The organism is Streptomyces sp. SirexAA-E (assembly GCF_000177195.2).
GTDB lineage: Bacteria > Actinomycetota > Actinomycetes > Streptomycetales > Streptomycetaceae > Streptomyces > Streptomyces flavovirens.
The window spans coordinates 2925025-2947316 of record NC_015953.1 but is presented as its reverse complement, the minus strand read 5'-3'; the positions used below and the strand labels follow the sequence as shown (position 1 = coordinate 2947316).

Annotated in this window: 20 protein-coding genes and 1 pseudogene; 12 read left to right on the top strand and 9 right to left on the bottom strand. The window is 70.9% G+C overall.

The genetic code is table 11. The features are described from left to right. Positions 1-111 precede the first annotated feature (111 nt). From SACTE_RS12940 to SACTE_RS12920, 5 genes are all read left to right on the top strand, one after another. A complete protein-coding gene (locus tag SACTE_RS12940) occupies positions 112-1923 on the top strand; it encodes an ABC-F family ATP-binding cassette domain-containing protein (RefSeq protein ID WP_014046480.1) in 1812 nt (603 codons plus the stop codon). Between the two features lie 101 nt (positions 1924-2024). Continuing rightward, on the top strand, positions 2025-3710 hold the full coding sequence (locus tag SACTE_RS12935) for a PQQ-binding-like beta-propeller repeat protein (RefSeq protein WP_026359181.1): 1686 nt from the start codon (positions 2025-2027) through the stop codon (positions 3708-3710). A gap of 349 nt (positions 3711-4059) precedes the next feature. Next, the gene (locus SACTE_RS12930) at positions 4060-5937 is read left to right on the top strand and encodes a PQQ-binding-like beta-propeller repeat protein (protein WP_014046478.1); all 1878 of its coding nucleotides are present in this window, start codon (positions 4060-4062) and stop codon (positions 5935-5937) included. A gap of 59 nt (positions 5938-5996) precedes the next feature. Beyond that, entirely contained in the window at positions 5997-7913 is a 1917-nt protein-coding gene (locus SACTE_RS12925; protein ID WP_014046477.1) for a PQQ-binding-like beta-propeller repeat protein, read from the top strand. 220 nt (positions 7914-8133) lie between these two features. After that, positions 8134-8826 (top strand): LuxR C-terminal-related transcriptional regulator, encoded by a 693-nt coding sequence (locus SACTE_RS12920; RefSeq protein ID WP_014046476.1) that lies wholly within the window; start codon positions 8134-8136, stop codon positions 8824-8826. A gap of 63 nt (positions 8827-8889) precedes the next feature. Here the strand turns inward: SACTE_RS12920 and SACTE_RS12915 are convergent, their stop codons facing one another. Together SACTE_RS12915 and SACTE_RS12910 are read right to left on the bottom strand one after the other, a co-directional pair. Further along, the gene (locus SACTE_RS12915; RefSeq protein WP_014046475.1) at positions 8890-10059 is read right to left on the bottom strand and encodes a methyltransferase domain-containing protein; all 1170 of its coding nucleotides are present in this window, start codon (positions 10057-10059) and stop codon (positions 8890-8892) included. A 10-nt stretch (positions 10060-10069) separates the two neighbouring features. After that, the gene (locus tag SACTE_RS12910; protein WP_014046474.1) at positions 10070-10417 is read right to left on the bottom strand and encodes a hypothetical protein; all 348 of its coding nucleotides are present in this window, start codon (positions 10415-10417) and stop codon (positions 10070-10072) included. Positions 10418-10511: 94 nt separating this feature from the next. Here SACTE_RS12910 and SACTE_RS12905 point away from each other — a divergent pair, with 94 nt between their 5' ends. Continuing rightward, positions 10512-11351, top strand: coding sequence for a helix-turn-helix transcriptional regulator (locus SACTE_RS12905; RefSeq protein WP_014046473.1), 840 nt, complete (start codon positions 10512-10514; stop codon positions 11349-11351). Then, positions 11348-11557 (top strand): DUF397 domain-containing protein, encoded by a 210-nt coding sequence (locus SACTE_RS12900; RefSeq protein ID WP_014046472.1) that lies wholly within the window; start codon positions 11348-11350, stop codon positions 11555-11557. The genes SACTE_RS12905 and SACTE_RS12900 overlap by 4 nt, the downstream gene beginning before the upstream one ends. Positions 11558-11651: 94 nt before the next feature. On the opposite strand, the gene SACTE_RS12895 is transcribed toward SACTE_RS12900, so the two are convergent. Further along, a complete protein-coding gene (locus tag SACTE_RS12895; protein ID WP_014046471.1) occupies positions 11652-11939 on the bottom strand; it encodes a hypothetical protein in 288 nt (95 codons plus the stop codon). A 15-nt stretch (positions 11940-11954) separates the two neighbouring features. Further along, positions 11955-13625 carry a sodium:solute symporter family protein gene (locus SACTE_RS12890; protein ID WP_014046470.1) on the bottom strand — a complete coding sequence of 557 codons (1671 nt, stop codon included), beginning with the start codon at positions 13623-13625 and terminating at the stop codon, positions 11955-11957. 260 nt (positions 13626-13885) lie between these two features. On the opposite strand from SACTE_RS12890, the gene galT reads away from it, so the two are divergent. From galT to galK, 3 genes are read left to right on the top strand one after another with little or no spacing between them, the layout of a single operon-like run. After that, positions 13886-14929, top strand: coding sequence for a galactose-1-phosphate uridylyltransferase (gene galT / locus SACTE_RS12885; protein ID WP_014046469.1), 1044 nt, complete (start codon positions 13886-13888; stop codon positions 14927-14929). Continuing rightward, positions 14926-15906, top strand: coding sequence for a UDP-glucose 4-epimerase GalE (gene galE / locus SACTE_RS12880; RefSeq protein WP_014046468.1), 981 nt, complete (start codon positions 14926-14928; stop codon positions 15904-15906). Before galT ends, galE begins: the two co-directional genes overlap by 4 nt. Then, a complete protein-coding gene (gene galK, locus SACTE_RS12875; protein WP_014046467.1) occupies positions 15903-17087 on the top strand; it encodes a galactokinase in 1185 nt (394 codons plus the stop codon). Before galE ends, galK begins: the two co-directional genes overlap by 4 nt. Here the strand turns inward: galK and SACTE_RS12870 are convergent. After that, a pseudogene (locus SACTE_RS12870) lies at positions 17077-17514 on the bottom strand (GNAT family N-acetyltransferase); the annotation flags it as partial. The gene galK and the pseudogene SACTE_RS12870 overlap by 11 nt on opposite strands. A gap of 267 nt (positions 17515-17781) precedes the next feature. Here SACTE_RS12870 and SACTE_RS12865 point away from each other — a divergent pair. Then, positions 17782-18561 (top strand): response regulator transcription factor, encoded by a 780-nt coding sequence (locus tag SACTE_RS12865; protein WP_014046465.1) that lies wholly within the window; start codon positions 17782-17784, stop codon positions 18559-18561. Here the strand turns inward: SACTE_RS12865 and SACTE_RS12860 are convergent. Further along, positions 18523-19017, bottom strand: a complete 495-nt coding sequence (locus tag SACTE_RS12860) for a MarR family transcriptional regulator (protein WP_014046464.1) — start codon at positions 19015-19017, stop codon at positions 18523-18525. The genes SACTE_RS12865 and SACTE_RS12860 overlap by 39 nt on opposite strands. 88 nt (positions 19018-19105) lie before the next feature. On the opposite strand from SACTE_RS12860, the gene SACTE_RS12855 reads away from it, so the two are divergent. Further along, positions 19106-19900, top strand: a complete 795-nt coding sequence (locus tag SACTE_RS12855; protein WP_014046463.1) for a trans-aconitate 2-methyltransferase — start codon at positions 19106-19108, stop codon at positions 19898-19900. Between the two features lie 3 nt (positions 19901-19903). Here SACTE_RS12855 and SACTE_RS12850 read toward each other — a convergent pair whose 3' ends face one another. The 3 genes from SACTE_RS12850 to SACTE_RS12840 form a co-directional block, all read right to left on the bottom strand. After that, positions 19904-20104: a hypothetical protein gene (locus SACTE_RS12850; RefSeq protein WP_019993505.1), complete on the bottom strand. Its 201-nt coding sequence runs from the start codon at positions 20102-20104 to the stop codon at positions 19904-19906. A gap of 156 nt (positions 20105-20260) precedes the next feature. Then, positions 20261-20947 (bottom strand): TetR/AcrR family transcriptional regulator, encoded by a 687-nt coding sequence (locus SACTE_RS12845; RefSeq protein ID WP_026359182.1) that lies wholly within the window; start codon positions 20945-20947, stop codon positions 20261-20263. Continuing rightward, positions 20944-21930 carry a fatty acid desaturase gene (locus tag SACTE_RS12840; protein WP_014046461.1) on the bottom strand — a complete coding sequence of 329 codons (987 nt, stop codon included), beginning with the start codon at positions 21928-21930 and terminating at the stop codon, positions 20944-20946. The genes SACTE_RS12845 and SACTE_RS12840 overlap by 4 nt, the downstream gene beginning before the upstream one ends. Positions 21931-22292: the final 362 nt, after the last annotated feature.

Genomic DNA, 22292 nt, shown 5'->3' with positions numbered 1-22292 from the left:
GACCAGGGGCTCTCCCCGTGATCGATCGCCGCACGCTATCGCACCCGTGGCGGCGACTACCCTGGAACATCGAGCGGTCCCTGCCCCGGGGGACCCCGAGGCAGGAGTGAAATGGCCGTCAATCTGGTCAATGTCGAGCAGGTCAGCAAGGTGTACGGCACCCGTGCCCTGCTCGACGGCGTATCCCTCGGAGTGTCCGAGGGCGACCGGATCGGCGTCGTCGGCCGCAACGGCGACGGCAAGACGACGCTCATCCGGATGCTCGCCAAGCTGGAGGAGGCCGACACCGGCCGCGTCACCCACAACGGCGGCCTGCGCCTGGGCGTCCTCACCCAGCACGACTCGCTCGACCCGAAGGCCACCATCCGGCACGAGGTCATCGGTGACCTCGCCGACCACGAGTGGGCGGGCAGCGCCAAGATCCGCGACGTGCTCACCGGCCTCTTCGGCGGGCTGGCCCTGCCCGGCTTCGAGCACGGCCTGGACACCGTCATCGCCCCGCTCTCCGGCGGCGAGCGGCGCCGGATCGCGCTGGCGAAGCTGCTCATCGCCGAGCAGGACCTGATCGTCCTCGACGAGCCCACCAACCACCTCGACGTCGAGGGCATCTCCTGGCTGGCCGGGCACCTGCGCAACCGGCGCTCCGCGCTCGTCTGCGTCACCCACGACCGCTGGTTCCTCGACCAGGTCTGCACCCGCATGTGGGACGTCCAGCGGGGCACGGTCCACGAGTACGAGGGCGGCTACAGCGACTACGTCTTCGCCCGTGCCGAGCGCGAGCGGATCGCCGCCACCGAGGAGTCCAAGCGGCAGAACCTGATGCGCAAGGAGCTGGCCTGGCTGCGGCGCGGTGCTCCCGCCCGTACGTCCAAGCCGCGTTACCGCATCGAGGCGGCCAACGAACTCATCGCCGACGTGCCGCCGCCGCGTGACACCAGCGAGCTGATGAAGTTCGCCAACGCACGGCTCGGCAAGACCGTCTTCGACCTGGAGGACGTGACCGTCCAGGCCGGTGCCAAGACCCTGCTCACCCACCTCACCTGGCAGCTCGGCCCCGGCGACCGCATCGGTCTGGTCGGCGTCAACGGCGCGGGCAAGACCTCGCTGCTGCGGGCGCTCGCCGAGGCCGCCCGCAGCCAGGGCGAGACGCAGCCCGCAGCCGGGAAGATCGTGGTCGGCAAGACGGTCAAGCTGGCCTACCTCTCCCAGGAGGTGGCGGAGCTCAACCCGAACATCCGCGTCCTGGAGGCCGTCCAGCAAGTGCGCGACCGGGTCGACCTCGGCAAGGGCCGCGAGATGACCGCCGGGCAGCTCTGCGAGCAGTTCGGCTTCTCCAACGAGAAGCAGTGGACACCGGTCGGGGACCTGTCCGGTGGCGAGCGGCGGCGGCTGCAGATCCTGCGTCTGCTGATGGACGAGCCCAACGTCCTCTTCCTCGACGAGCCCACCAACGACCTGGACATCGAGACCCTGACCCAGCTGGAGGACCTCCTCGACGGCTGGCCCGGATCGATGATCGTCATCTCCCACGACCGGTTCTTCATCGAGCGGACCACGGACCGGGTGATGGCCCTCCTCGGCGACCGGTCGCTGCGGATGCTGCCGCGTGGCGTCGACGAGTACCTGGAGCGCCGGAAGCGCATGGAGGAGGAGGCCACCCCGGCCTCCTCCGCCGGGACGCCGAAGGCGGCACCCGCGAACACGGTGTCGCCGCAGGCGGCACGGGCGGCGAAGAAGGAGCTGCAGAAGGTCGAGCGGCAGCTCGACAAGATGTCGACCCGGGAGACGGAGCTGCACGCGCAGATCGCCGCGCACGCCACCGACTTCGAGAAGGTGGCGGGGCTCGACACCGAGCTCCGCGAGCTGGTGGCCGAGCGCGACGTGCTGGAGATGCGCTGGCTGGAGCTGGCCGAGGAGGCGTGAGCGCGCCGGTGTGAACGGCGGGGGCCTGTGGGGCGGGTGGTAGAAAGAGGCTTTGCCCGTTCCGGCACCGGACACGGGCGCGCATGAAGGGGGACGTGCCGATGACCCAGCCGCCTGGAGGCCAACCGCCGCCGCAGGAAGGGGGCTTCGGGGCCCCGTACGAGCCCCCGCCCGGCTCCGCGCAGCCGCCGCCTCCGCCGCCGGGCTACGGCTACCCGCCCCAGGCCCCGGGACCGTACGGCACGCAACCGGGCCCCTACGGTCCGCCGCAGCCGGGCCCCTACGGTCCGCCGCAGCCGGGGCCGTACGGTCCGCAGCCCGGCCCGTACGCGCAGCCACAGCCCGGCCCGTACGGCGCGCAGCCCGGGTACGGCGCCACGCCGCCGCCCGCGGCCCCCGGTGGCGGCCGTTCCAAGCGGCGGACCGGCCTGGTCGTCGGTGCCGTGCTCGCCGTCCTGCTGCTGGCCGGCGGCGGTGTCCTGTTCCTCGGGGGCGACGACGGGGCAGGCGGGAAGAAGCCCGTAGCCGGCCCGTCGGACACCACGTCCGAGGACGGGAAGCACGAGGACAAGGACAAGGAAAAGGACAAGGCCGAGCCCGCCGGGCCGTCCGCCGCCGAGCTGAACGCCGGACGCAAGCCCGGTGAGGCCCGCGTGCTCTGGCTGAAGTACAACGACGTGGATCTGCCCGGCCTGGGAGCGGCGGTCAACGGCCCGTGGACGGCCGGTGACATCGTCGCCCGGACCACGTACCGCACCGTGTCCGGCTACGCGCTCGCCGACGGCACCGAGAAGTGGAAGCTCTCGCTGCCGACCGACGTCTGTGCCGCGCCCTCGCTGCCCACGGACGACGGGAAGATCGTCATCGCGACGCTGGTGAGCAACACCGCCTCGATCCCGGACTGTTCCGTCCTGCAGATGATCGACCTGAAGACCGGGGAGCAGGGCTGGAAGAAGACGGTCCCCCTCAACGGGCGTCTGGACATGCGCTCGGAGGTGTCCCTCGCGGTCAACGGGGGCACCGTGACGTACGCCCGCGCGGGCGGCGGGGCCGACGGCTACCGGATCAGCGACGGCGAGAAGCTGTTCGGCGAGGCGCCCGGGGAGTGCGAGGTGGGCGACGTCGCCAGTGGCGCCCGCCTGATCGCGGGCGTCACCTGCTCGGACGCGGTCGGGAAGAACCGGATCGAGGAGCTCGATCCGGCGACCGGCAAGCCGAAGTGGGCCTACCAGCTGGAGCCGGGGTGGTACCTGCAGACCGTCTACTCCTTCGACCCGCCGGTGGTCGTCGTGACGAACGCCGAGGAGCAGCGCATCATCGCCCTGCGGGACGACGGCACCCTCCGTTCGCGGATCGACGGACCCGTCGCCGCGGAGGCGGTGGCCGACGCCCGCACCCTGTACCTGCCGACCGGGCTCGTGTACGTCGACTCCCGCGTCACCAACACGATCCAGGCCTACGACCTGGACACCGGGAAGCGCACCTGGGAAGCCGAGTCGCCGACCGGGCAGGCGATGAAGCCGCTGCGCATGGAGGGCGGGAAGGTACTCGCTTACGTGCTGGCCTCGAAGGAACAGGGCGGTGGGATCGTGGCGCTCGAACCCGGCAGCGGCTCGCCGCAGACACTGCTGCGGCATCCGGCGTCGGCGGCCGACGCCGAGGACGACGTGCTCTCGGCAAGGGTCGTCTACGTGGACGGGCGCTCGGTCCTCGTCCCGCCGCTCCTCGCCTCGGGCACCGACGAGGAGGAGAGGGCGCTCAAGACGGTGATGGTCTTCGGCCAGTGACCTGACCGGTCCCCGCGCCGCCCCTTCGCGCGGGGGCCTCGGCCGGCCGGCGAGGGAGGCCGGGTGCGCGGCGAAGTCCCCTCCCACCGGTGCGAGTTGGTGCGCGGGTGCCGCCGGGCGGCCCCGGCGGACGCGTAACGGAGGCATCACGGCCCGGTTCTCCCTTGGGAACAGGGAACGGACGGATCCGGTGCACCCCCTGCCTCGGTGGTACAAAGAAGCCCCGCTCGACTGTCGTAACGCCGCGGAACCCGTTGCCCGGTCCGCTCCTTTCCGAGGGGTGTCCAGCCCAGCGGAATCGCGGGGGAGAACGAACCGGGCAACGGACCGCACGAAGGGGGACGTGCTGATGACCCAGCCGCCCAGCCAGCAACCGCCGCAGGGAGGCTTCGGGGCTCCGCAGGAGCCGCCGCAGGGGACTCCTCAGCCGCCGCCACCGCCGTCCGCCCCGCCGCAGCCGCCCGGACAGACGCCGCCTGCCCCGCAGTCGCCCCCGGCAGGGCCGCCGCCCGCGCAGCCCGGGTACGGCTACCCGCAGCCGCCGGCCGGTCAGCCGGGCTACGGCTATCCGCAGGCCCCCGGGCCGTACGCGCAGCAGCCCGGCCCCTACGGCCAGCAGCCCGGCCCGTACGCCCAGCAGCCCGGCCCCTACGGACAGCCGGGCGCCCCCGGCCCCTACGGACAGCCGGGCGCCCCCGGCCCGTACGGACAGCCGGGGCAGCCCGGTCACGGCTACCCGCAGCAGCAGTACCCCGGGGCTCCCGCGCCGGGTGGTTCCGGCGGGGGCTTCTTCAAGGGCAAGCCCGGCATCGTCATAGGCGCGGCCGTCGCCGCGCTGCTGGTGGTCGGCGGTGGCATCTACCTCGCCACGAGCGGCGGCGACGACCCCGAGCGGCCCGTCGCCGAGGCGAGTGGCGACACCGACGGGCCGAGTGCCTCCCCGACCGTCGACGAGGGCGACGGCAAGGGCGACGGACGCGAGGTGGACGACGACCTCAACGCCGGGCGCAAGGCCGGCGAGGCGAAGGTCCTCTGGCTGACGAAGAACGACATCGACCTGCCCCGCAACGGCGCCGACGTCTACGGCCCGTGGATCGTCGGGGACACCGTCGTCAAGGGCATGTACCGGTCGGTCGTCGGGTATTCGGCCGCCGACGGCAAGCAGAAGTGGACCCTGCCGCTGCCCGCCGACATGTGCGCCGCCCCGAACAACCCCACCGCCGACGGCAAGTTGGTCATCGGCGTGATGAACGGCACCACGGACAAGGCGGACTGCGCCGACCTCCAGATGATCGACCTCACCACCGGCAAGGCCGGCTGGAAGAAGTCCATCAAGAAGAACGGCACCTGGGACCTGATGTCCGACATCGGCCTGGCGATCAGCGGTGACACCGTGACGGTCGGCCGTACCGGCAACTCCAACGCCTACCGGGTCAGCGACGGCAAGGAACTGTTCGGCAAGCCCTCGGGCAACTGCCAGCCGTTCGCGTTCGCCGGCGGGTCCAAGCTGATCGCCGCGCTCAACTGCCGTACCGACGACGTGGACAACCCGCAGCACCAGATCCAGGAGCTCGACCCGGCCACCGGGAAGGCGAAGTGGACATACGTGCCCAAGCGCGGCTGGGAGGTCGACAAGGTCTACTCGGTGAACCCGCTGGTCGTCTCGCTGACCAAGGACAAGGAATGGTCCATCCTCGCGCTCAACGGCAACGGATCCAACCGTTCCGGGCTGGTCAGTGACAAGGGGGACAGCTTCTCGGTCGACTGCGGCCACGACTTCTCGGTCTTCGGCCAGCAGCTGGAGGGCTGCTCCGGAGTCGCCGCGGACGCCGACACCTTCTACATGGCGACCAAGGACGACACCAGCGGGGAAGCCCGCACCAACAAGGTCATCGCGTTCGACCTGAACACCGGCAAGCCCAAGTGGAAGGCAGCCGCCCCCACCGGGCGCGTGCTCAAGCCGATCGGCATGCAGGACGGCAAGCTGCTGGTCTACATGCTGGCCACGTACGACAAGGGCGGCGCGATCGCCACGCTCGCCCCCACCGGTGGCGCGCCGACCGTGGTGCTCCAGCACCCGGACTCCACGAACCGGATCGAGAACGCCTTCTACACGTCGAAGGTCCTCTACGCGGGCGGCCGCTCCTACATCGTCAGCGGACGCGTCAGCGCCTCCAACGACGAGGAGGAGAAGGAGCAGACGACCATGATGGCCTTCGGCAAGTGACGGGCCGCGACGGCACCCCCCACCCCCCTTTCTCCTGATCCCCCAGAGGTACGCACGCCATGACCCAGCCGAACGACGGGCCGCCCCAGGGCGGCTTCGGCACCCCCCAGGACCCGCCCCCCGCAGGCTTCGGCCCGCCGCCCACACCGCCGCCGCCCTCCGACGCGCTCGGCAAGCAGCCCCCCGGCGCCCAGCCCCCCGCCGGGCCGCCGCCCCCGGCGGGCCCGCCCACGCCGCCCGCGGGCGGATTCGGGGCCCCGCAGGACCCGCCCCCCGGCGGATACGGCGCCCCGCAGACGCCCCCGCCCGGCGCGACTGCGCCGGGCCCCGGTTACGGCTACCCGCAGACGCCTCCCGGACAGCCGGGGTACGGCTACCCGCAGACACCGCCGCCCGGACAGCCCGGCTACGGCCACCCGCAGGGCCCGCCCCCCGGACAGCCCGGCCCGCAGCAGGGCTACGGCTACCCGACCGCCCCGATGCAGCCGCAGTACCCGACACCGCAGCCGGGCGGCGGCAAGAGGTTCAGCACCCAGATGAAGATCATCGTCGCGGCGGCGGCCGCGGTGGTGGTCATCGTCGGCGGCGGGATCATCTACGCGGCGACCGGTGACGGCGGCGGCAAGAACGAGGTCTCCTCGGCCGGCCCCACCGGCGGCGGAGGCAAGGACGGCGACGGCAAGGGCGACGGGCTCGCCGGCGGCACCGAGAAGGCGCCGGCCGACGTCAACTCCAAGGTCGGCTTCCAGCTGCCGCAGCCGAAGGTCGCGGACAGGATGACGGTCGTCGGCTCCTGGGCCACCGACAAGGCGTACGTGAAGCCCGGTGTGTACGAGATCGGCGGCTACGACATCGCCAAGGGCACCAAGCTCTGGTCGATCCCGCTCAAGGGCCAGATCTGCGCCGCCTCCCGGCACATGAGCAAGGACTACAAGACGGCCATCGTCTTCGAGGAGGCCAAGCCCACCAAGGAGAACAAGTACCCGTCGTGCAACCAGGTCGGCGCCATCGACATGAACACCGGCAAGCTGATGTGGAGCAAGACGGTCACCTCGGCCAGCAGCGGTGACAAGCCGGTCAGGTTCGACGAGATCACGCTCAGCGGCACCACGGTCGCCGCGGGCGGCACCGGCGGCGGCGCCGCGTTCAACCTGGACACCGGCGCCGAGCTGTGGAAGCCGAAGGCCGACGCCGACGGCTGCCAGGACCGGGGATACGGCGGCGGCGAGGCCCTGGTCGCGGTCCGCGCCTGCGGCTCGTACGACGAACCCCAGGTCTCCATCCAGCCCCTGGACCCGACCACCGGCGCACCGCTGTCCTCGTACACGATGCCGTCCGGCGTCGACTACGCGCACGTCGTCTCCACCAAGCCGCTCGTCGTCGCCGCCGACGTCGGCGACACCGCCGGTGACGGCAGCAGCATCTCGGACTTCTTCTCGATCGACGCCGCCACCGGCAAGCTGATCGTCAGGATCTCCGCCGACGCCGAGAAGTACGCCGGCGACTGCGGCTCCACCGAGGTCGAGGAGTGCACGGCCCTCGCGGTCGGCAACAACCGGATCTACGTGCCGACCGAGGAGCACGAGGGCGGTGGCGAGTACGGCAGGACCAACGAGATCGTCGCCTTCGACCTGACCACCGGCAAGCTGGTGGGCGGCCGGGCGGACGCAGGCGACCGCTACCACCTCGTGCCGCTGCGCATGGACGGCACCAACGTCATCGCCTACAAGGCGGCCCCCTACGACGAGGGCGGCCAGATCGTCTCCATCGACGGCTCCACCCTCAAGGAGACCGTCCTGATGAAGAACCCGAGCGACAAGGCGGTCCGCGAGGCGGAGAGCAGCTTCTCCGCGTACTTCGAGGACATCGTCTACACCCAGGGCCGGATGTTCCTGTCCCCCAGGTCCCTCTCCAAGCCCAGTGAAGCCTTCCCGGACGAGAAGCAGTACCTCGCCATCTCCTTCGGCACCGACTGACCCCTCCCACGGGTGAGCAGCGGCCCTGCCGGTCGACCGACCGGCAGGGCCGATCGTTTTCCGCCTGCCAAGTGGCCCTGAACACAGCAGAATTCGGCAATCTGGGGGCTCGTTCCCGGTAGCGGGGGCGCCACGTCGAACAAGCGTGTAACTTGCCGGTCCAAGGACGGGCCGGGGGGTTGCGTCCCAGGGCACACAACAGCACAGGGGGATGGCTCGCATGGGTGTGCGGCTCATGGTGGTCGACGACCACCGTCTGCTCGCCGAGGCGCTCGCCTCGGCACTGAAACTGCGCGGGCACCGGGTGCTCGCCGCCGCCGCGCCGACCGCCGGGGCCGCCGAACTGGTGGTCAGCCGGGCCCCGGAGGTCTGTCTCTTCGGTACGGCGGTACCGGCCGAACCCGGCGTGTTCGACCCCATCGTGCGGATCGGTCGGGAGCGCCCCCAGGTGGCCGTGGTCGTGCTCGGCCCGGTGCCGAGCCCGCGGGGGATCGCCGCGGCCTTCGCCGCCGGGGCGGCGGGGTACGTCCGCCACGACGAGCGCATCGAGGGCGTCGAACGCGCCATGGCCAAGGCCCGCGCGGGCGAGGCCGCCGTCGCCCCGCAACTGCTGCGCGGCGCCTTCGCGGAGCTGCTCCACCCGGCGGTCCAGCCCGACGACGAGGGCCAGCGGCTGCTGCGGATGCTCACCCCGCGCGAGGTGGAGGTGCTGCTACGGGTCGCCGAGGGCGAGGACACCCGGCTCATCGCGGCCGGGATGGGGATCGCCTCCAGCACCGCGCGTACCCATGTGCAGCGGGTCCTGATGAAGCTGGGCGTCGGCTCCCGGCTGGAGGCGGCGGCCCTCGCCGCCCGCACGGGCCTGCTGGACCGGGCGGCCGGAGCAGCGAAGGGGCCGGACCGCCCCGCGTGAGTGCGGAGGCGGTCCGGCTTGCGGCTGAGCGGAGGCTCCGCCGGGCACGGCCTGCGAGAGGCCCTACAGGGGCCGCCCGGGATCGTCGAGCCAGGCGTACTCTCCGGCGGCACCGACCGTGAGCCCGAACCGGTCCCACTCGGGGCGGCCCTGGGCGCACCACCAGGCGTGAGCGGCGCGCACCTCGTCCCAGAGCCTCCGTGGGCCGTGCTGCCAGACCTGCGCCGGCCGTCCTTCCCGCAGGAAGACGCACGCCCACGACCGGTCGTCGCGGCTGTAGAACCAGAGCGGCTGGGCGCCGTCCCGCTCCTGTGCCGGGCTGAACGCGCAGTCCGGCACCCGGAGACCGAGGGCGAAGACGAGGGGACCGAACCGGCCGCCCGCCGCGATCTCCGCCGCGACCTCCCCGGACTCCTCGACCGCGGGGAACCCCGTGTGAGGGGCGTACGCCTCGTGATCGACCGGGGCGGTGCGGTGGGCGCGCGCCTTCATGAACGCGACCGGGCCGACGAAACGGCCCTGCGCGAACTCCCCGCTCGCGTGCACCTGGAGGCGGACGAGCGCGTCGTCCTGCGTGAAGCCCGTCCCCCACGGAGCCACGATCACTCCCAGGGGGCGAGTCTGGGCGACCCAGTCGAAGGGGACCTCCCGGACCCCGCAGGTGGCGACCACCCGATCGAAGGGTGCGTGGTCGGGCGCCCCACAAAGTCCGTCCCCGTGCACGACCTCCACGAGCGCGCCGAACCGATGCAGGGCCTCCCTCGCCCGATCGGCGACCGCCGCGTCCACCTCCACGCTGACGACGTGTCCGTCACCGGTGCGGTGAGCGAGCAGGGCGGCGTTCCAGCCGGTCCCGGTGCCGATCTCCAGGACTCTGGAATCCTCGTCCACGGTCAGGACGTCGAGCATGCGGAACACGACGCTCGGCATGGAGGCCGACGAGGTGGGCAGCCGGCCCGGTAGTGGTCCCTCGTGGCCTCCGTCGTCCCACTGGGTCACGATCGGGACGTCGGCGTCGGCGTACCGCTGCCAGCGCCCCGCGTCGTCCGTACGTGAGACGTGGACGGCCTGGCCACTCTCCATGTCGTACGGCCAGATGACGTCGGGCAGGAACGCACGGCGGGGCACCAGGGCGTAGGCGTTCAACCATTCCGAGGTCAGCACACCGGCGGACACGAGGGCGAAGCCCACCTGTCGGCGGGTGGGGTACACCTCTTCGTTCGTCTCCTCCATCGGGCTGCGCCTACTCCTGCGGAGGGTTGGGGACACCCGGACCGCCGTCCGGCGCGGGCGGGGTGGACGGGCCGGGCCACGGGGTGCCGGGCAGCGTGTCCCCGCCGTCCCCGCCGTGTGCGTGCGTGTACTCGACGGTCCTCATGTTCTCGTCCTCTCGACGGGTGGCGTCCTCGGGGCGATCCGGACAGATCACCGCCCCGCAGCCGCAGGGCGGATACGTGGACGGGGACGCGTAGTGAGATGTGTCCACGCGCTTGCGGAACCAGAGACTGTCGGCGCCGGGCTCCGCGGCCTTGCCGGCTCGGGTGGTGTGCGCGCCCGGGGCCGGTGCGGGTCGCTGCTGTTCGACAGGCACGTGTCCGCTCCCCTCCGTAGCGATTTCGCTACCAAGGGTGCTCAGCGTGGCCTAGGCTGTTGGTGCCTGCAACGTGGCATACAGGGAGGGCACGTTGGTCAACCGCAAGGAGCTGAACCCGGACAGCTCGCCACAGGCGGCCTTCGGCGCGCGTCTGCGCAGACTGCGCGAGGAGCGTGGCTGGATTCAGGATCATCTCGCCTCGCTGGTCGGCTGCACGGGGAGGCACATCTCGGCGATCGAAACTGGCCGTAAGCCGCCGACTCTGCCTTTCGCGCGTAAGGCTGACACCGCGTTAGGTCTGGTCGCCTCGTCCGACTCGTTCGAGCGTGAGTGGCGGGAGATGAAGCACGGCAGTCTGCTGGAGGGCTTCCCCGAGTACGTCGGCTACGAGGGCCGGGCGGTGGAGATCAGGTTGTTCGAGATCGGGCTCATCCCCGGTCTGATGCAGACGCCGCAGTACGCACGGACTCTCGCCGACGGCGATGTGCAGCGAGGGTCCATCACTCCCGAACAGGCCGAGGAGCGAGTCTCGTTCCTGATGGAGCGGCAGGCTGCGCTGGTGCGGCCACGGCCGCCCATGGTGCTCGTCGTCATGGACGAGAGCTGCCTCCACCAGGCCGTCGGCGGCCCGAAGGTCATGGATGCCCAGCTCCAGCGGCTGGAGGAGGTGGCGTCACTGCCCAACTGGATCATCCACGTCGCACCGTTCGCTATCGGCACGCGACGAGCGTTCAACCTGCCGGTCAACCTGCTCACGCTCGCCGACCGGTCCGTCGTCGCGTACGCCGAATCACAGGCGCAGGGCCACGTCGAGCGGGAAAGCTCGCTCGTGGTCTCGATGCTCACGGCCTACCATCAACTGCAGGGCGAGGCACTGTCGCAGGCAGCGTCCGTGGCCAAGATCAGCCAGTTGCGAAAGGGCACCCCGTGACGACCGAATCCCTCCGTTGGTTCAAGTCCTCGTACAGCTCGAACGGCGGCAACTGCCTGGAGGTCGCCGCTAACTTCGTGGGCACGCGCGGGATCGTTCCCGTGCGTGACTCCAAGCAGGTGGGCGGGCCCGTCCTGAACGTCTCCGCCGACGCGTTCTCCGCGTTCGTCGTGGGCGTGCGGGGCGACGAGTTCGGCGCCGTCTGACCGACCCGTTCCGGCGTCGGCCCGGAATCCGAAGGGGCCGGACCGCCCCGCGTGAGTGCGGTGGCGGTCCGGCCCCATCGGTGCGGATCCGTGGTCAGCTCTCCGGCGTGCCGGGGGCCTGGTCCGGCACCTGGACCGGGCGCAGCTTCATCCAGATGAGGAAGAACAGCCCGAGGGCCAGCATCGCCAGGCCGGTCCACAGATTGATGTGGACGCCTTCGGCCTTCTTCAGGTCGGCATCGGAGGGGCTGATGCCGGCGATGGTGACGATCACTCCGTAGACCACGAAGAGACCGCCGATGATCCGCCGGATGTCGAACAGCCGGGCCGCGGTCGCGGACGTGCGCTCCAGCTCGGAGACTTCCTTGTGCAGGTCGGACATGGTGAGTGCCTCCGATCAGAAGGAGTAGGGCAGGTAGCACAGGGCGGCGAGGACGATGGCGCCCCAGCCGAGGAGGGCCGGCTTGCGGTACCAGGCGTCGTCGCCCTCCTCCGGCAGCTCCTCCGCGTCGGGGGACTCGGTGCCGTAGACCAGCCCGGCCAGTTCGGCCTCCGGCTTGGGCGCGGTGAAGAGCGTGACGGCGACCATGACGACCGCACCGGCGACGAATCCGACGATCGCGGAGACGAAGTTGGCACCCTGGTCGCTCGGGATGTCGATGATGCCCTGCTTGTAGATGACGAAGTAGTTGACCATCGCCGCGGTGGTACCCGCGACCAGGCCCCAGACACCGGACTTCATCGAGGCGCGCTTCCAGAACATGCCGATGATGAAGACCACGAACATCGGGACGTTGAAGAAGGAGAAGAGCGTCTGGAGGTAGCTCATGATGTTCGAGAAGCTCGAAGCGATGAACGCGGTGCCGATCGAGGCCAGCACACCGGCGGCGGTGACGCCGCGGCCGAACTTCAGGTAGTACGCGTCCGGCTTGTCCTTCTGCACGTAACGCGCCCAGATGTCCGTGGTGAACACCGTGTTGAACGACGAGACGTTGGCGGCCATACCGGCCATGAACGCGGCCAGCAGACCGGTCACCGCGATACCGAGCACACCGTTGGGCAGCAGCTCCCGCATCAGCAGCGGGATGGCGTCGTTGTACGTGAGGTCGGAGGAGTTCCCCCCGATGTTCGGGACGACGACGGCGGCGACCATGCCCGGGATCATCACGAGGAAGACGATGAAGATCTTCGGGAACGCGGCGATGAGCGGGGTGCGCTTGGCGGCCGAGAGGTTCTTCGCGGACAGGGCGCGCTGCACCTCGGCGAAGTTGGTCGTCCAGTAGCCGAAGGAGAGCACGAAGCCCAGGCCGAGGATGATCGTCAGCCAGTTGGCGCCGAGCGGGTTGGCGTCACCGATGCCCGTACCGCCCCAGGCCGAGAGGAAGTTCGAGCCGTGGCTCTCCTCCAGCGATCCGGTCAGACCGTCCCAGCCGCCGACGCGCTTGAGACCGAGGATGGTCAGCGGTATGAGCGCGGCGAGGATGACGAAGAACTGGAGCACCTCGTTGTAGATCGCCGAGGAGAGGCCGCCGATGGTGATGTACAGCAGCACGAAGACGCCGGCCACGATGATCGCGACCCACTTCGGCCAGCCCAGCAGGGCCTCCACGACGATCGACAGCGCGTAGAGGTTCACACCGGCGATCAGGATGGCCGCGAAGGCGAAGAGGGCCGAGCTCAGCAGGTGCGCCGACTTGTCGAAGCGCTGGAGCAGGAACTCGGGTACGGAGCGGACCTTCGAGCGGTAGTAGAACGGCATCATCACCAGGCCGAGGAAGACCATGGCGGGGATGGCGCCGATCCAGTACCAGTGGACGACCGCGACGCCGTACTGCGCGCCGGTCGCCGCCATGCCGAGGATCTCGGTGGCACCGAGGTTCGCCGCGACGAAGGCCAGACCGGTCACCCATGCGGGCAGCGACCGTCCGGACAGGAAGAAGTCGAGGCTGGTCTTCACACTGGCTCGGGCGGCGAAGCCGATGCCGAGCACCACGACGAAGTAGATCGCCAGGATTGTGTAATCGAGCCCGTTCGTGGGGAGCCGGAGCCCTTCGGCCAGATATTGCATGGGGGGTACTCGCTTCGTTGCGCGAACTGAACCTGTCGGAACCTACGCCTTTGTGTTCAGAAAATGAACAGTTCGCCTGGCGTTCTTTGTTTGATCGTGATCGGGCGAAGCGAAATGTCCGATTTGAAGGACCCTGAGTCAGGGGGGCGTCACAGGATCCGCACAGGGCCCGGTGGGAGCCGGCCGTCATTGACGCACATGTTGAGTTGTGATTAATTGTGTGCGGTTATGTTCGGCGGGCGGTTTCATGGAGGACCCTGGTGAAGAAGACGGTTACGACCCTCGCCGACGGTCGTGAGCTGATCTATTACGACCGTGCGGACGACACCGTCCGCGACGCGGTCGACCCGCGGCCGCTGGACGCCGTCTCGACGTCCTCCGAGATCCGCCGCGACCCGCTGCTCGGCGACAGCGTGGCCATCGCCTCGCACCGGCAGGGCCGCACCTACCACCCGCCGGCCGACGAGTGCCCGCTGTGCCCCTCACGGGACGGCAGGCACAGCGAGATCCCCGACGACGACTACGACGTCGCCGTCTTCGAGAACCGCTTCCCCTCGCTCGCCGGTGACTCCGGCCGCTGCGAGGTCGTCTGCTTCACCTCCGACCACGACGTGTCCTTCGCCGGGCTCACCGAGGAGCAGGCCGCCCTCGTCCTCGCGGCCTGGACCGACCGCACCGCCGACCTCGCCGAGCTCCCGCAGATCGCCCAGGTCTTCTGCTTCGAGAACCGGGGCGCCGAGATCGGCGTCACCCTCGGCCACCCGCACGGGCAGATCTACGGCTACCCCTTCGTCACCCCCCGCACCGAGCTGATGCTGCGCTCGATGGAGGCTCACCGCGCCGAGACCGGCCGCAACCTCTTCGACGACGTCGTCGCCCGCGAGCTGGCCGACGGCGACCGGGTCGTCCTGGAGACCGAGCACTGGGTCGCCTTCGTGCCGTACGCCGCCCACTGGCCCTACGAGGTCCACCTCCACCCGCGCCGTCGCGTCCCCGACCTGCGGGAGCTCGACGACGCCGCGCGCACGGAGTTCCCACAGGTCTATCTGGAACTCTTGAGGCGATTCGACCGGATCTTCGGCCCCGGAGAGCCGCCGACGCCGTACATCTCCGCCTGGCACCAGGCGCCCTTCAGGGCGCCCGGCCGGGAGGAGTTCGGGCTCCACCTGGAGCTTTTCACCATCCGGCGCACCTCCGGCAAGCTGAAGTTCCTCGCGGGCTCCGAGTCCGGCATGAACGTGTTCATCAACGACGTGCCGCCGGAGGCCGCGGCCCAGCGACTGCGAGAGGTAGCGAGCAAGTGACCAACCCCGGGAAGAAGTACCTGGTGACGGGCGGCGCGGGATACGTCGGCAGCGTCGTCGCCACCCACCTGCTGGAAGCGGGTCACACCGTGACCGTGCTGGACGACCTCTCGACCGGCTTCCGCGAAGGCGTGCCCGCCGGGGCGGAGTTCATCGAGGGACGCGTCCAGGACGCCGCGAAGTGGCTGGACGCCTCCTACGACGGGGTGCTGCACTTCGCCGCGTTCTCCCAGGTCGGCGAGTCCGTGGCCGACCCGGAGAAGTACTGGGTCAACAACGTCGGCGGGACCACCGCCCTGCTCGCCGCCATGCGCGACGCCGGAGTGCGGACCCTGGTCTTCTCGTCCACGGCCGCGACCTACGGCGAGCCGGTCTCCAGCCCCATCACCGAGACCGACCCCACCGCGCCCACCAGCCCCTACGGCGCCTCCAAGCTCGCCGTCGACCACATGATCACCGGAGAGGCCCGCGCCCACGGCCTGGCCGCCGTCTCCCTGCGCTACTTCAACGTCGCCGGCGCCTACGGGGACTGCGGCGAACGCCACGACCCCGAGTCCCACCTCATCCCGCTGGTCCTCCAGGTGGCGCTCGGCCGCCGTGAGTCGATCTCCGTGTACGGGGACGACTACCCCACCCCCGACGGCACCTGCGTCCGCGACTACATCCACGTCGCCGACCTCGCCGACGCCCACCTGCTGGCGCTGGACGCGGCCACCCCCGGCGAGCACCTGATCTGCAACCTCGGCAACGGCAACGGCTTCTCCGTGCGCGAGGTCATCGAGACCGTCCGGCAGGTCACCGGCCACCCGGTCCCGGAGACCGCCGCCCCGCGCCGCGACGGCGACCCCGCCGTGCTGGTCGCCTCCGCCGCCACCGCCAGGGAACGGCTCGGCTGGCAGCCGGCCCGCGCCGACCTGGCCGCCATCGTCGCCGACGCCTGGACGTTCGCCCGCCGAGAGGAAACCGCCACGCCATGACCGACAACGCCGAGCTGACCGCCTCGTTCACCGAGCTCTACGGAAGAGCGCCCGAGGGGATCTGGGCAGCACCCGGACGAGTGAACCTGATCGGTGAGTACACCGACTTCAACGACGGTTTCGTCATGCCGCTGGCCCTGCCGCACGCTGCGCGCGCCGCCGTGGCCCGGCGCACCGACGGCGAGGTGCGGCTGCACTCCACCGACGTACCGGGCGGAGTGGTCTCGCTCCGCGTCGACGACCTCACCCCGCACTCGGGCCACGGCTGGGCCGCCTACCCGGCCGGGGTCGTGTGGGCGCTGCGCGAGGCCGGGCACCCGGTCACCGGCGCGGACATCCAGCTGACCTCGACCGTCCCGGTCGGCGCCGGACTCTCCTCCTCCGCCGCCCTCGAAGTCGTCACCGCCCTCGCGCTGAACGACCTGTTCGAGCTGGGCCTCACCGCCCCGGAGCTGGCCGTCCTCGGCCAGCGCGCCGAGAACGACTTCGTCGGCGTGCCGTGCGGGGTCATGGACCAGATGGCCTCGGCCTGCTGCACCGAGGGCCATGCGCTCTACCTCGACACCCGCGACCTCACCCAGCGCCAGGTGCCCTTCGACCTGGCCGCGCACGGCCTCCAGCTCCTGGTCGTGGACACCCGGGTCAAGCACGCCCTGGGCGACGGGGCGTACGCGGAGCGGCGGGCCGGCTGCGAGACGGGCGCCCGGACACTCGGCATACCCACCCTGCGCGACCTCCCGTACGACCACCTGGACGAGGCCCTCGGCACCCTGGAGGCGGCGGACGTCGACGAGTCCGTCGTGCGCTACGTCCGCCATGTGGTGAGCGACAACCACCGCGTGGAGCGGGTCATCGAGCTGCTCGACGCGGGCGACCTACGGGCCGCCGGGCCCGTACTCGACGACGGACACCGCTCGCTCCGCGACGACCTGCGGGTCTCCTGCCCCGAGCTTGACCTGGTGGTCGCGGCGGCGGGCGAGGCCGGGGCGCTCGGCGCCCGGATGACCGGGGGCGGCTTCGGCGGCTCCGCGATCGTCCTGGTGGAGGACGCGGCGGCCGACACGGTCACCAAGGCCGTGGTGGAGGCGTTCACCTCGGCCGGGTACGCCGCCCCAGGAATCTTCCCCGCAGTCCCCTCGGCCGGCGCCCGGCGGCTGTCTCCGGCCGTACCAGCCGTTTGACCAGGATGAACTCGTGGACGCCCGGCGGGTAGTCCTCGACCTCACCGGCCACCTCGTACCCGTGCTTCCGGTAGAAGGCGGGGGCCTGGAAGTCCCAGGTCTCCAGCCGGGAGCGGGTACAGGCCCGGTCCTCGCGGGCGACGCGCTCCGCCTCGGCGAGGAGCCGGGCGCCGTGGCCCGCGCCGCGGTGGCGGGCGTCGACCCAGAGCAGGTCCACATGGAGCCAGTACGCCCAGGTGCGCCCGGACAGCCCGCCGGCCAGGGCGCCGTCCTCGTCCAGGAGCCAGACATCCAGGGGGATTTCGTTCTCGGCGGAAGTGGAGCGCAGGGCCCGCAGGCCGGATGATCCGTCCCAGTTGGCGTCGTGCAGCCGACGGCCCAGCAGAAGACGACGTTCCTTGTCCACTTCTGTCTCAAGACGGAACATGAAGCACACCCTAAACATGTTGGACTGTCAGTTCTGCGAATTGCTCTCCGCCGCCCCCTACCCGCCGTAGGCTGATGCACAGCACCGGTGGGGGCCGGTGCCGATTCAGGGGACGAGACAGTCGGATACGACGCCCGGTGGGGCGCCGGCCCGGCACGGCGGCGGCCGTGCGGGACGGCGGCCTCGAACGGTCCGGGCGTCGTATCCGCAGGGGTCGTGCCCCGTCGGGGCCGGCCGGGCAGAGGCGCCCCGAGGAGCAAACGCAGCATGGGGGTGCCTGTGGCTCGTATCCGGGTTCTCGTGGTCGACGACCACCGCATCTTCGCCGAGTCGCTCGCCGCGGCCCTCGCGGCCGAGCCGGACGTCGACGTGGCCGCGGCGGGCAGCGGTCCCGCCGCCCTGCGGTGTCTGGAGCGCGCGGCGGCCGAGAACCGGCCCTACGACGTGATGCTCGTCGACGCGGACCTGGGTGTCGCGGCCGGCGCCCGTGCCACGGCCGTACCGGACAGCGGCAACGTCCCGGTGGACGGCATCTCACTGGTGGCCGGGGTGCGGTCGGGCAGGCCCTCGGTCCGCACGGTGGTGCTCGCCGAGAGGGACGACCCGGCCCGCGCCGCACTCGCGCTCCAGGCCGGCGCCTCGGGCTGGGTCGCCAAGGACTGCTCCCTGCAGCGCCTGCTGGCGGTCATCCGGGGCGTGCTGCGCGACGAGACCCACCTGCCGGCCGCGTTGCTCACCGGTGTCCTGCGGGAACTGACCACCGCGCGCAGACACCGCACCGAGAGCGAGCAGCTCGTGGAGTCGCTGACCCCGCGCGAGCGCGAGGTGCTGCGCTGCATGGTCGCGGGCCTCGGCCGCAAGGCGGTCGCGGAGCGGCTCTTCCTCTCCCCGCACACCGTGCGCACCCATATGCAGAACGTCCTGGGCAAGCTGGGGGTGCACTCGACCCTGGCCGCCGTGGCCCTGGCCCGCCGGGCGGGGGTCGGACCGGCGTCCCCGAAGGAGCCGTTAGGGGATGTTGTCGAACGGGGCGGTCAACTGGCGTAGCAGCCCGGCCAGTTCGCTGCGCTGACGGCCGGAGAGCTCGGCCAGGATGGCCCGCTCCTGGTCCAGCAGGCCCGCCAGCGACTGGTCGGCCTTGTCCCGGCCCTCGGCGGTGAGCCGGACGAGCACCCCGCGCCGGTCGCTCGGATCGGGCAGCCGCTCGACCAGGTTCTTCTTGGTCAGCCGGTCGATGCGGTTGGTCATCGTGCCCGAGGTGACCAGCGTCTGGGTCAGGAGTTGACCGGGGGAGAGCTGGTACGGGGCGCCGGCGCGGCGCAGCGACGTCAGGACGTCGAACTCCCAGGGCTCCAGTTGGTGCTCGGCGAAGGCGATCCGGCGGGCCCGGTCGAGGTGACGGGCCAGGCGGGAGACGCGGCTCAGGACCTCGAGTGGTTCCACGTCGAGGTCGGGGCGCTCGCGGCGCCATGCAGCGACCAGTCGGTCGACCTCGTCCTCCATGTCGATCAGTGTAGAGGGTCCCTCGACATGAAGTCTCTTGATTTCGAGTATCTTGACATCAAAACAAGTGGCTGGTGATCCTGGACCCATGACCGCACCGCTGTGGGACCCCCAGCAGTACCTCCGCCACGCCGACCACCGCACCCGGCCCTTCCACGACCTGCTGGCCCGCGTCGGGCCGCTGCCACGCCCCACGCCGCGCATCGCCGACCTCGGCTGCGGCGCCGGGAACGTCACCGCCCTGCTCGCCGCAGACCGGCCGGAGGCCCGCGTCACCGGCTACGACAACTCCACCCGGATGCTGGAGCAGGCCCGTACCCACGCCGGGCCCCGCCTCGACTTCGCCGAGGCCGACGTCGCGACCTGGGAGCCCGAGGAGACGTACGACCTGATCGTCTCCAACGCCCTGCTCCAATGGGTCCCCGGCCACACCGGCCTCTTCCCCCGCTGGCTGGACGCCCTGGTCCCCGGCGGCGTCCTCGCCTTCCAGGTCCCGGGCAACTTCGACGCCCCCAGCCACACCCTGCTGCGCGAACTCGCCGACTCCCCGCGCTGGCACGGGACCCTCGGCGGCCTGCTGCGCCACGGCGACGCGGTCGAGACCCCTGAGGACTACCTCGCCCGGCTCACCGGCCACGGATGCGAGAGCGACGTCTGGGAGACCACCTACCTGCACCTCCTGCGGGGCGAGGACCCGGTCCTGGACTGGGTGAAGGGCACCGCCCTGCGCCCCGTCCTCACCGCCCTGGCCGACGACCCCGAAGCCCGCGACGCCTTCGTCCTGGAATACCGCGACCTGCTGCGCGACGCCTACCCGGCGGGCCCGCACGGCACGGTCCTGCCCTTCCGGCGCGTCTTCGCCGTGGCCCGGGTCGCGGGGTGAGCGTCACAGGGAGCCGAGGGCGTCCGACGAGACGTCGACGTCGACCGGGAACGGCACGGAGGTCTTGAGCCGGTCGTGGTGGATGCCCGTCAGGGCGTACGACTTGGTCACCGGGTCCAGCTCGTGGACCCGGACGACCGGATGCCGGTCGCTGCCCGCCGTTTCCACCAGACAGAAGTGCGGGAGGGTGAACAGGTCGTCCACCGGTGTATCCGTCCTGAGCCGGTACCGGCCAGCGGCTGCTGTGCCCGGCGATCGGCTCGGCGGTCATGATTCCCTCCCATGGGCGGGATTCCGGGTCCCGCACGGCCACGGTGGGGCCCGTCGGCGGGGTCATCACAACGAGTGATCGCCCGGGTGTCAGCTCCTGCGGTGGCCGATCAGCCGCGGCTTCGACTCCAGGTTCTCCAGCCCGTGCCACGCCAGATTCACCAGGTGCGCCGCGACCTCCGCCTTCTTCGGCTTGCGGACGTCCAGCCACCACTGGCCGGTCAGCGCCACCATCCCCACCAGCGCCTGCGCGTACAGCGGCGCCAGCTTCGGATCGAAGCCGCGGGCCTTGAACTCCAGGCCCAGGATGTCCTCCACCTGCGTGGCGATGTCGCTGATCAGCGACGCGAACGTCCCCGTGGACTGGGCGACCGGGGAGTCGCGTACCAGGATCCGGAAGCCGTCCGTGTACGTCTCGATGTAGTCCAGCAGCGCGAACGCCGCCTGCTCCAGCAGCTCCCGCGGGTGCCCCGCGGTGAGGGCGCCCGTCACCAGGTCCAGCAACTGGCGCATCTCACGGTCCACCACGACGGCGTACAGGCCCTCCTTGCCGCCGAAGTGCTCGTACACCACCGGCTTGGACACACCGGCCCGGGCCGCGATCTCCTCGACCGAGGTGCCCTCGAAGCCCCTGTCCGCGAACAGCGTGCGGCCGATGTCCAGCAACTGCTCGCGGCGCTCCTTACCGGTCATCCGGACCCTCCGGGCCCGGCGCGTAGGGGAAGTCCTGCTCTTCTCGCCGCTGCTGCTTGAGTCGGTCGCCACATCCTCAATCATGCAGGGTGGGCGCCCGCGGGCTTGCGCCGGGAGGCGATACGTGAGGCATCCGGCCAGCGCACGTCGCGCGCCCAGCCCAGCTGCTCGAACCAGCGGATCAGCCGGGCGCTGGAATCGATCTGCCCCCGCAGCACCCCGTGCCGGGCGCACGTCGGGTCCGCGTGGTGGAGGTTGTGCCAGGACTCGCCGCACGAGAGCACCGCGAGCCACCACACGTTGCCCGAGCGGTCACGGGACTTGAACGGCCGCTTGCCGACCGCGTGGCAGATCGAGTTGATCGACCAGGTCACGTGGTGCAGCAGCGCCACCCGGACCAGCGACCCCCAGAAGAACGCGGTGAACGCACCCCACCAGGACATCGTCACCAGACCGCCGACCAGGGGCGGGATCCCCAGCGAGAGGATCGTGAAGCTCACGAAGTGGCGCGAGATCCCCCGGATCGCCGGGTCCTTGATCAGGTCGGGCGCGTACTTCTGCTGCGGGGTCTGCTCCTCGTTGAACATCCAGCCGATGTGCGCCCACCACATGCCCTTGAGCAAGGCCGGGAGGCTCTCGCCGAACCGCCACGGCGAATGCGGGTCGCCCTCGGCGTCGGAGAACCGGTGGTGCTTGCGGTGGTCGGCCACCCAGCGGACCACCGGACCCTCGACGGCCATGGAGCCCGCGACGGCCAGGGCGATGCGCAGCGGCCGGTTCGCCTTGAAGGAGCCGTGGGTGAAGTAGCGGTGGAAGCCGATCGTCACTCCGTGGCAGCCGATGTAGTACATGACGACCATCAGGGACAGGTCCAGCCAGCTGATCCCCCAGCCCCAGGCCAGCGGCACCGCCGCGACCAGAGCGGCGAAGGGCACCACGATGAACAGCAGCAGCGCGATCTGCTCGATCGAACGCTTGTTGTCCCCGCCGAGCGTGGCGGAGGGGGGTGCGGATGCGGGGCCGGCCGACGGCATGCCGTCGTCGAGCACATCGGGGCTGGTGGTCATAGGGGAGTCCCCCGTGAGGTGAGGAAATATGACGGTATGACCGGGCTACGCTTCCGTAACCTACGGCAACGTAAGTATGGCAGCGAATCGGCCCGTGACACGCGACCGCCGCCGCCACCACCCAAGTGACGCCTGCCCCCGAACCCCGGCACGAACCTCTCCGCAGGGCTGCGGGCACGTCCACACCCCGGACGCCTATCCTGGGACGGTCGGACAGCGCGGTCCGCACTCTGCGTTCACCCGGGGTGGCGTGAGTACCGCGACGACCCCGGAACCCTGTGACAGAAGTGCTCACCTGTCTCCCGCCGCCACCTTCCAGGGAGACGCTTACGCGACGCACCTCTTCCCACCACTGCAAGGAG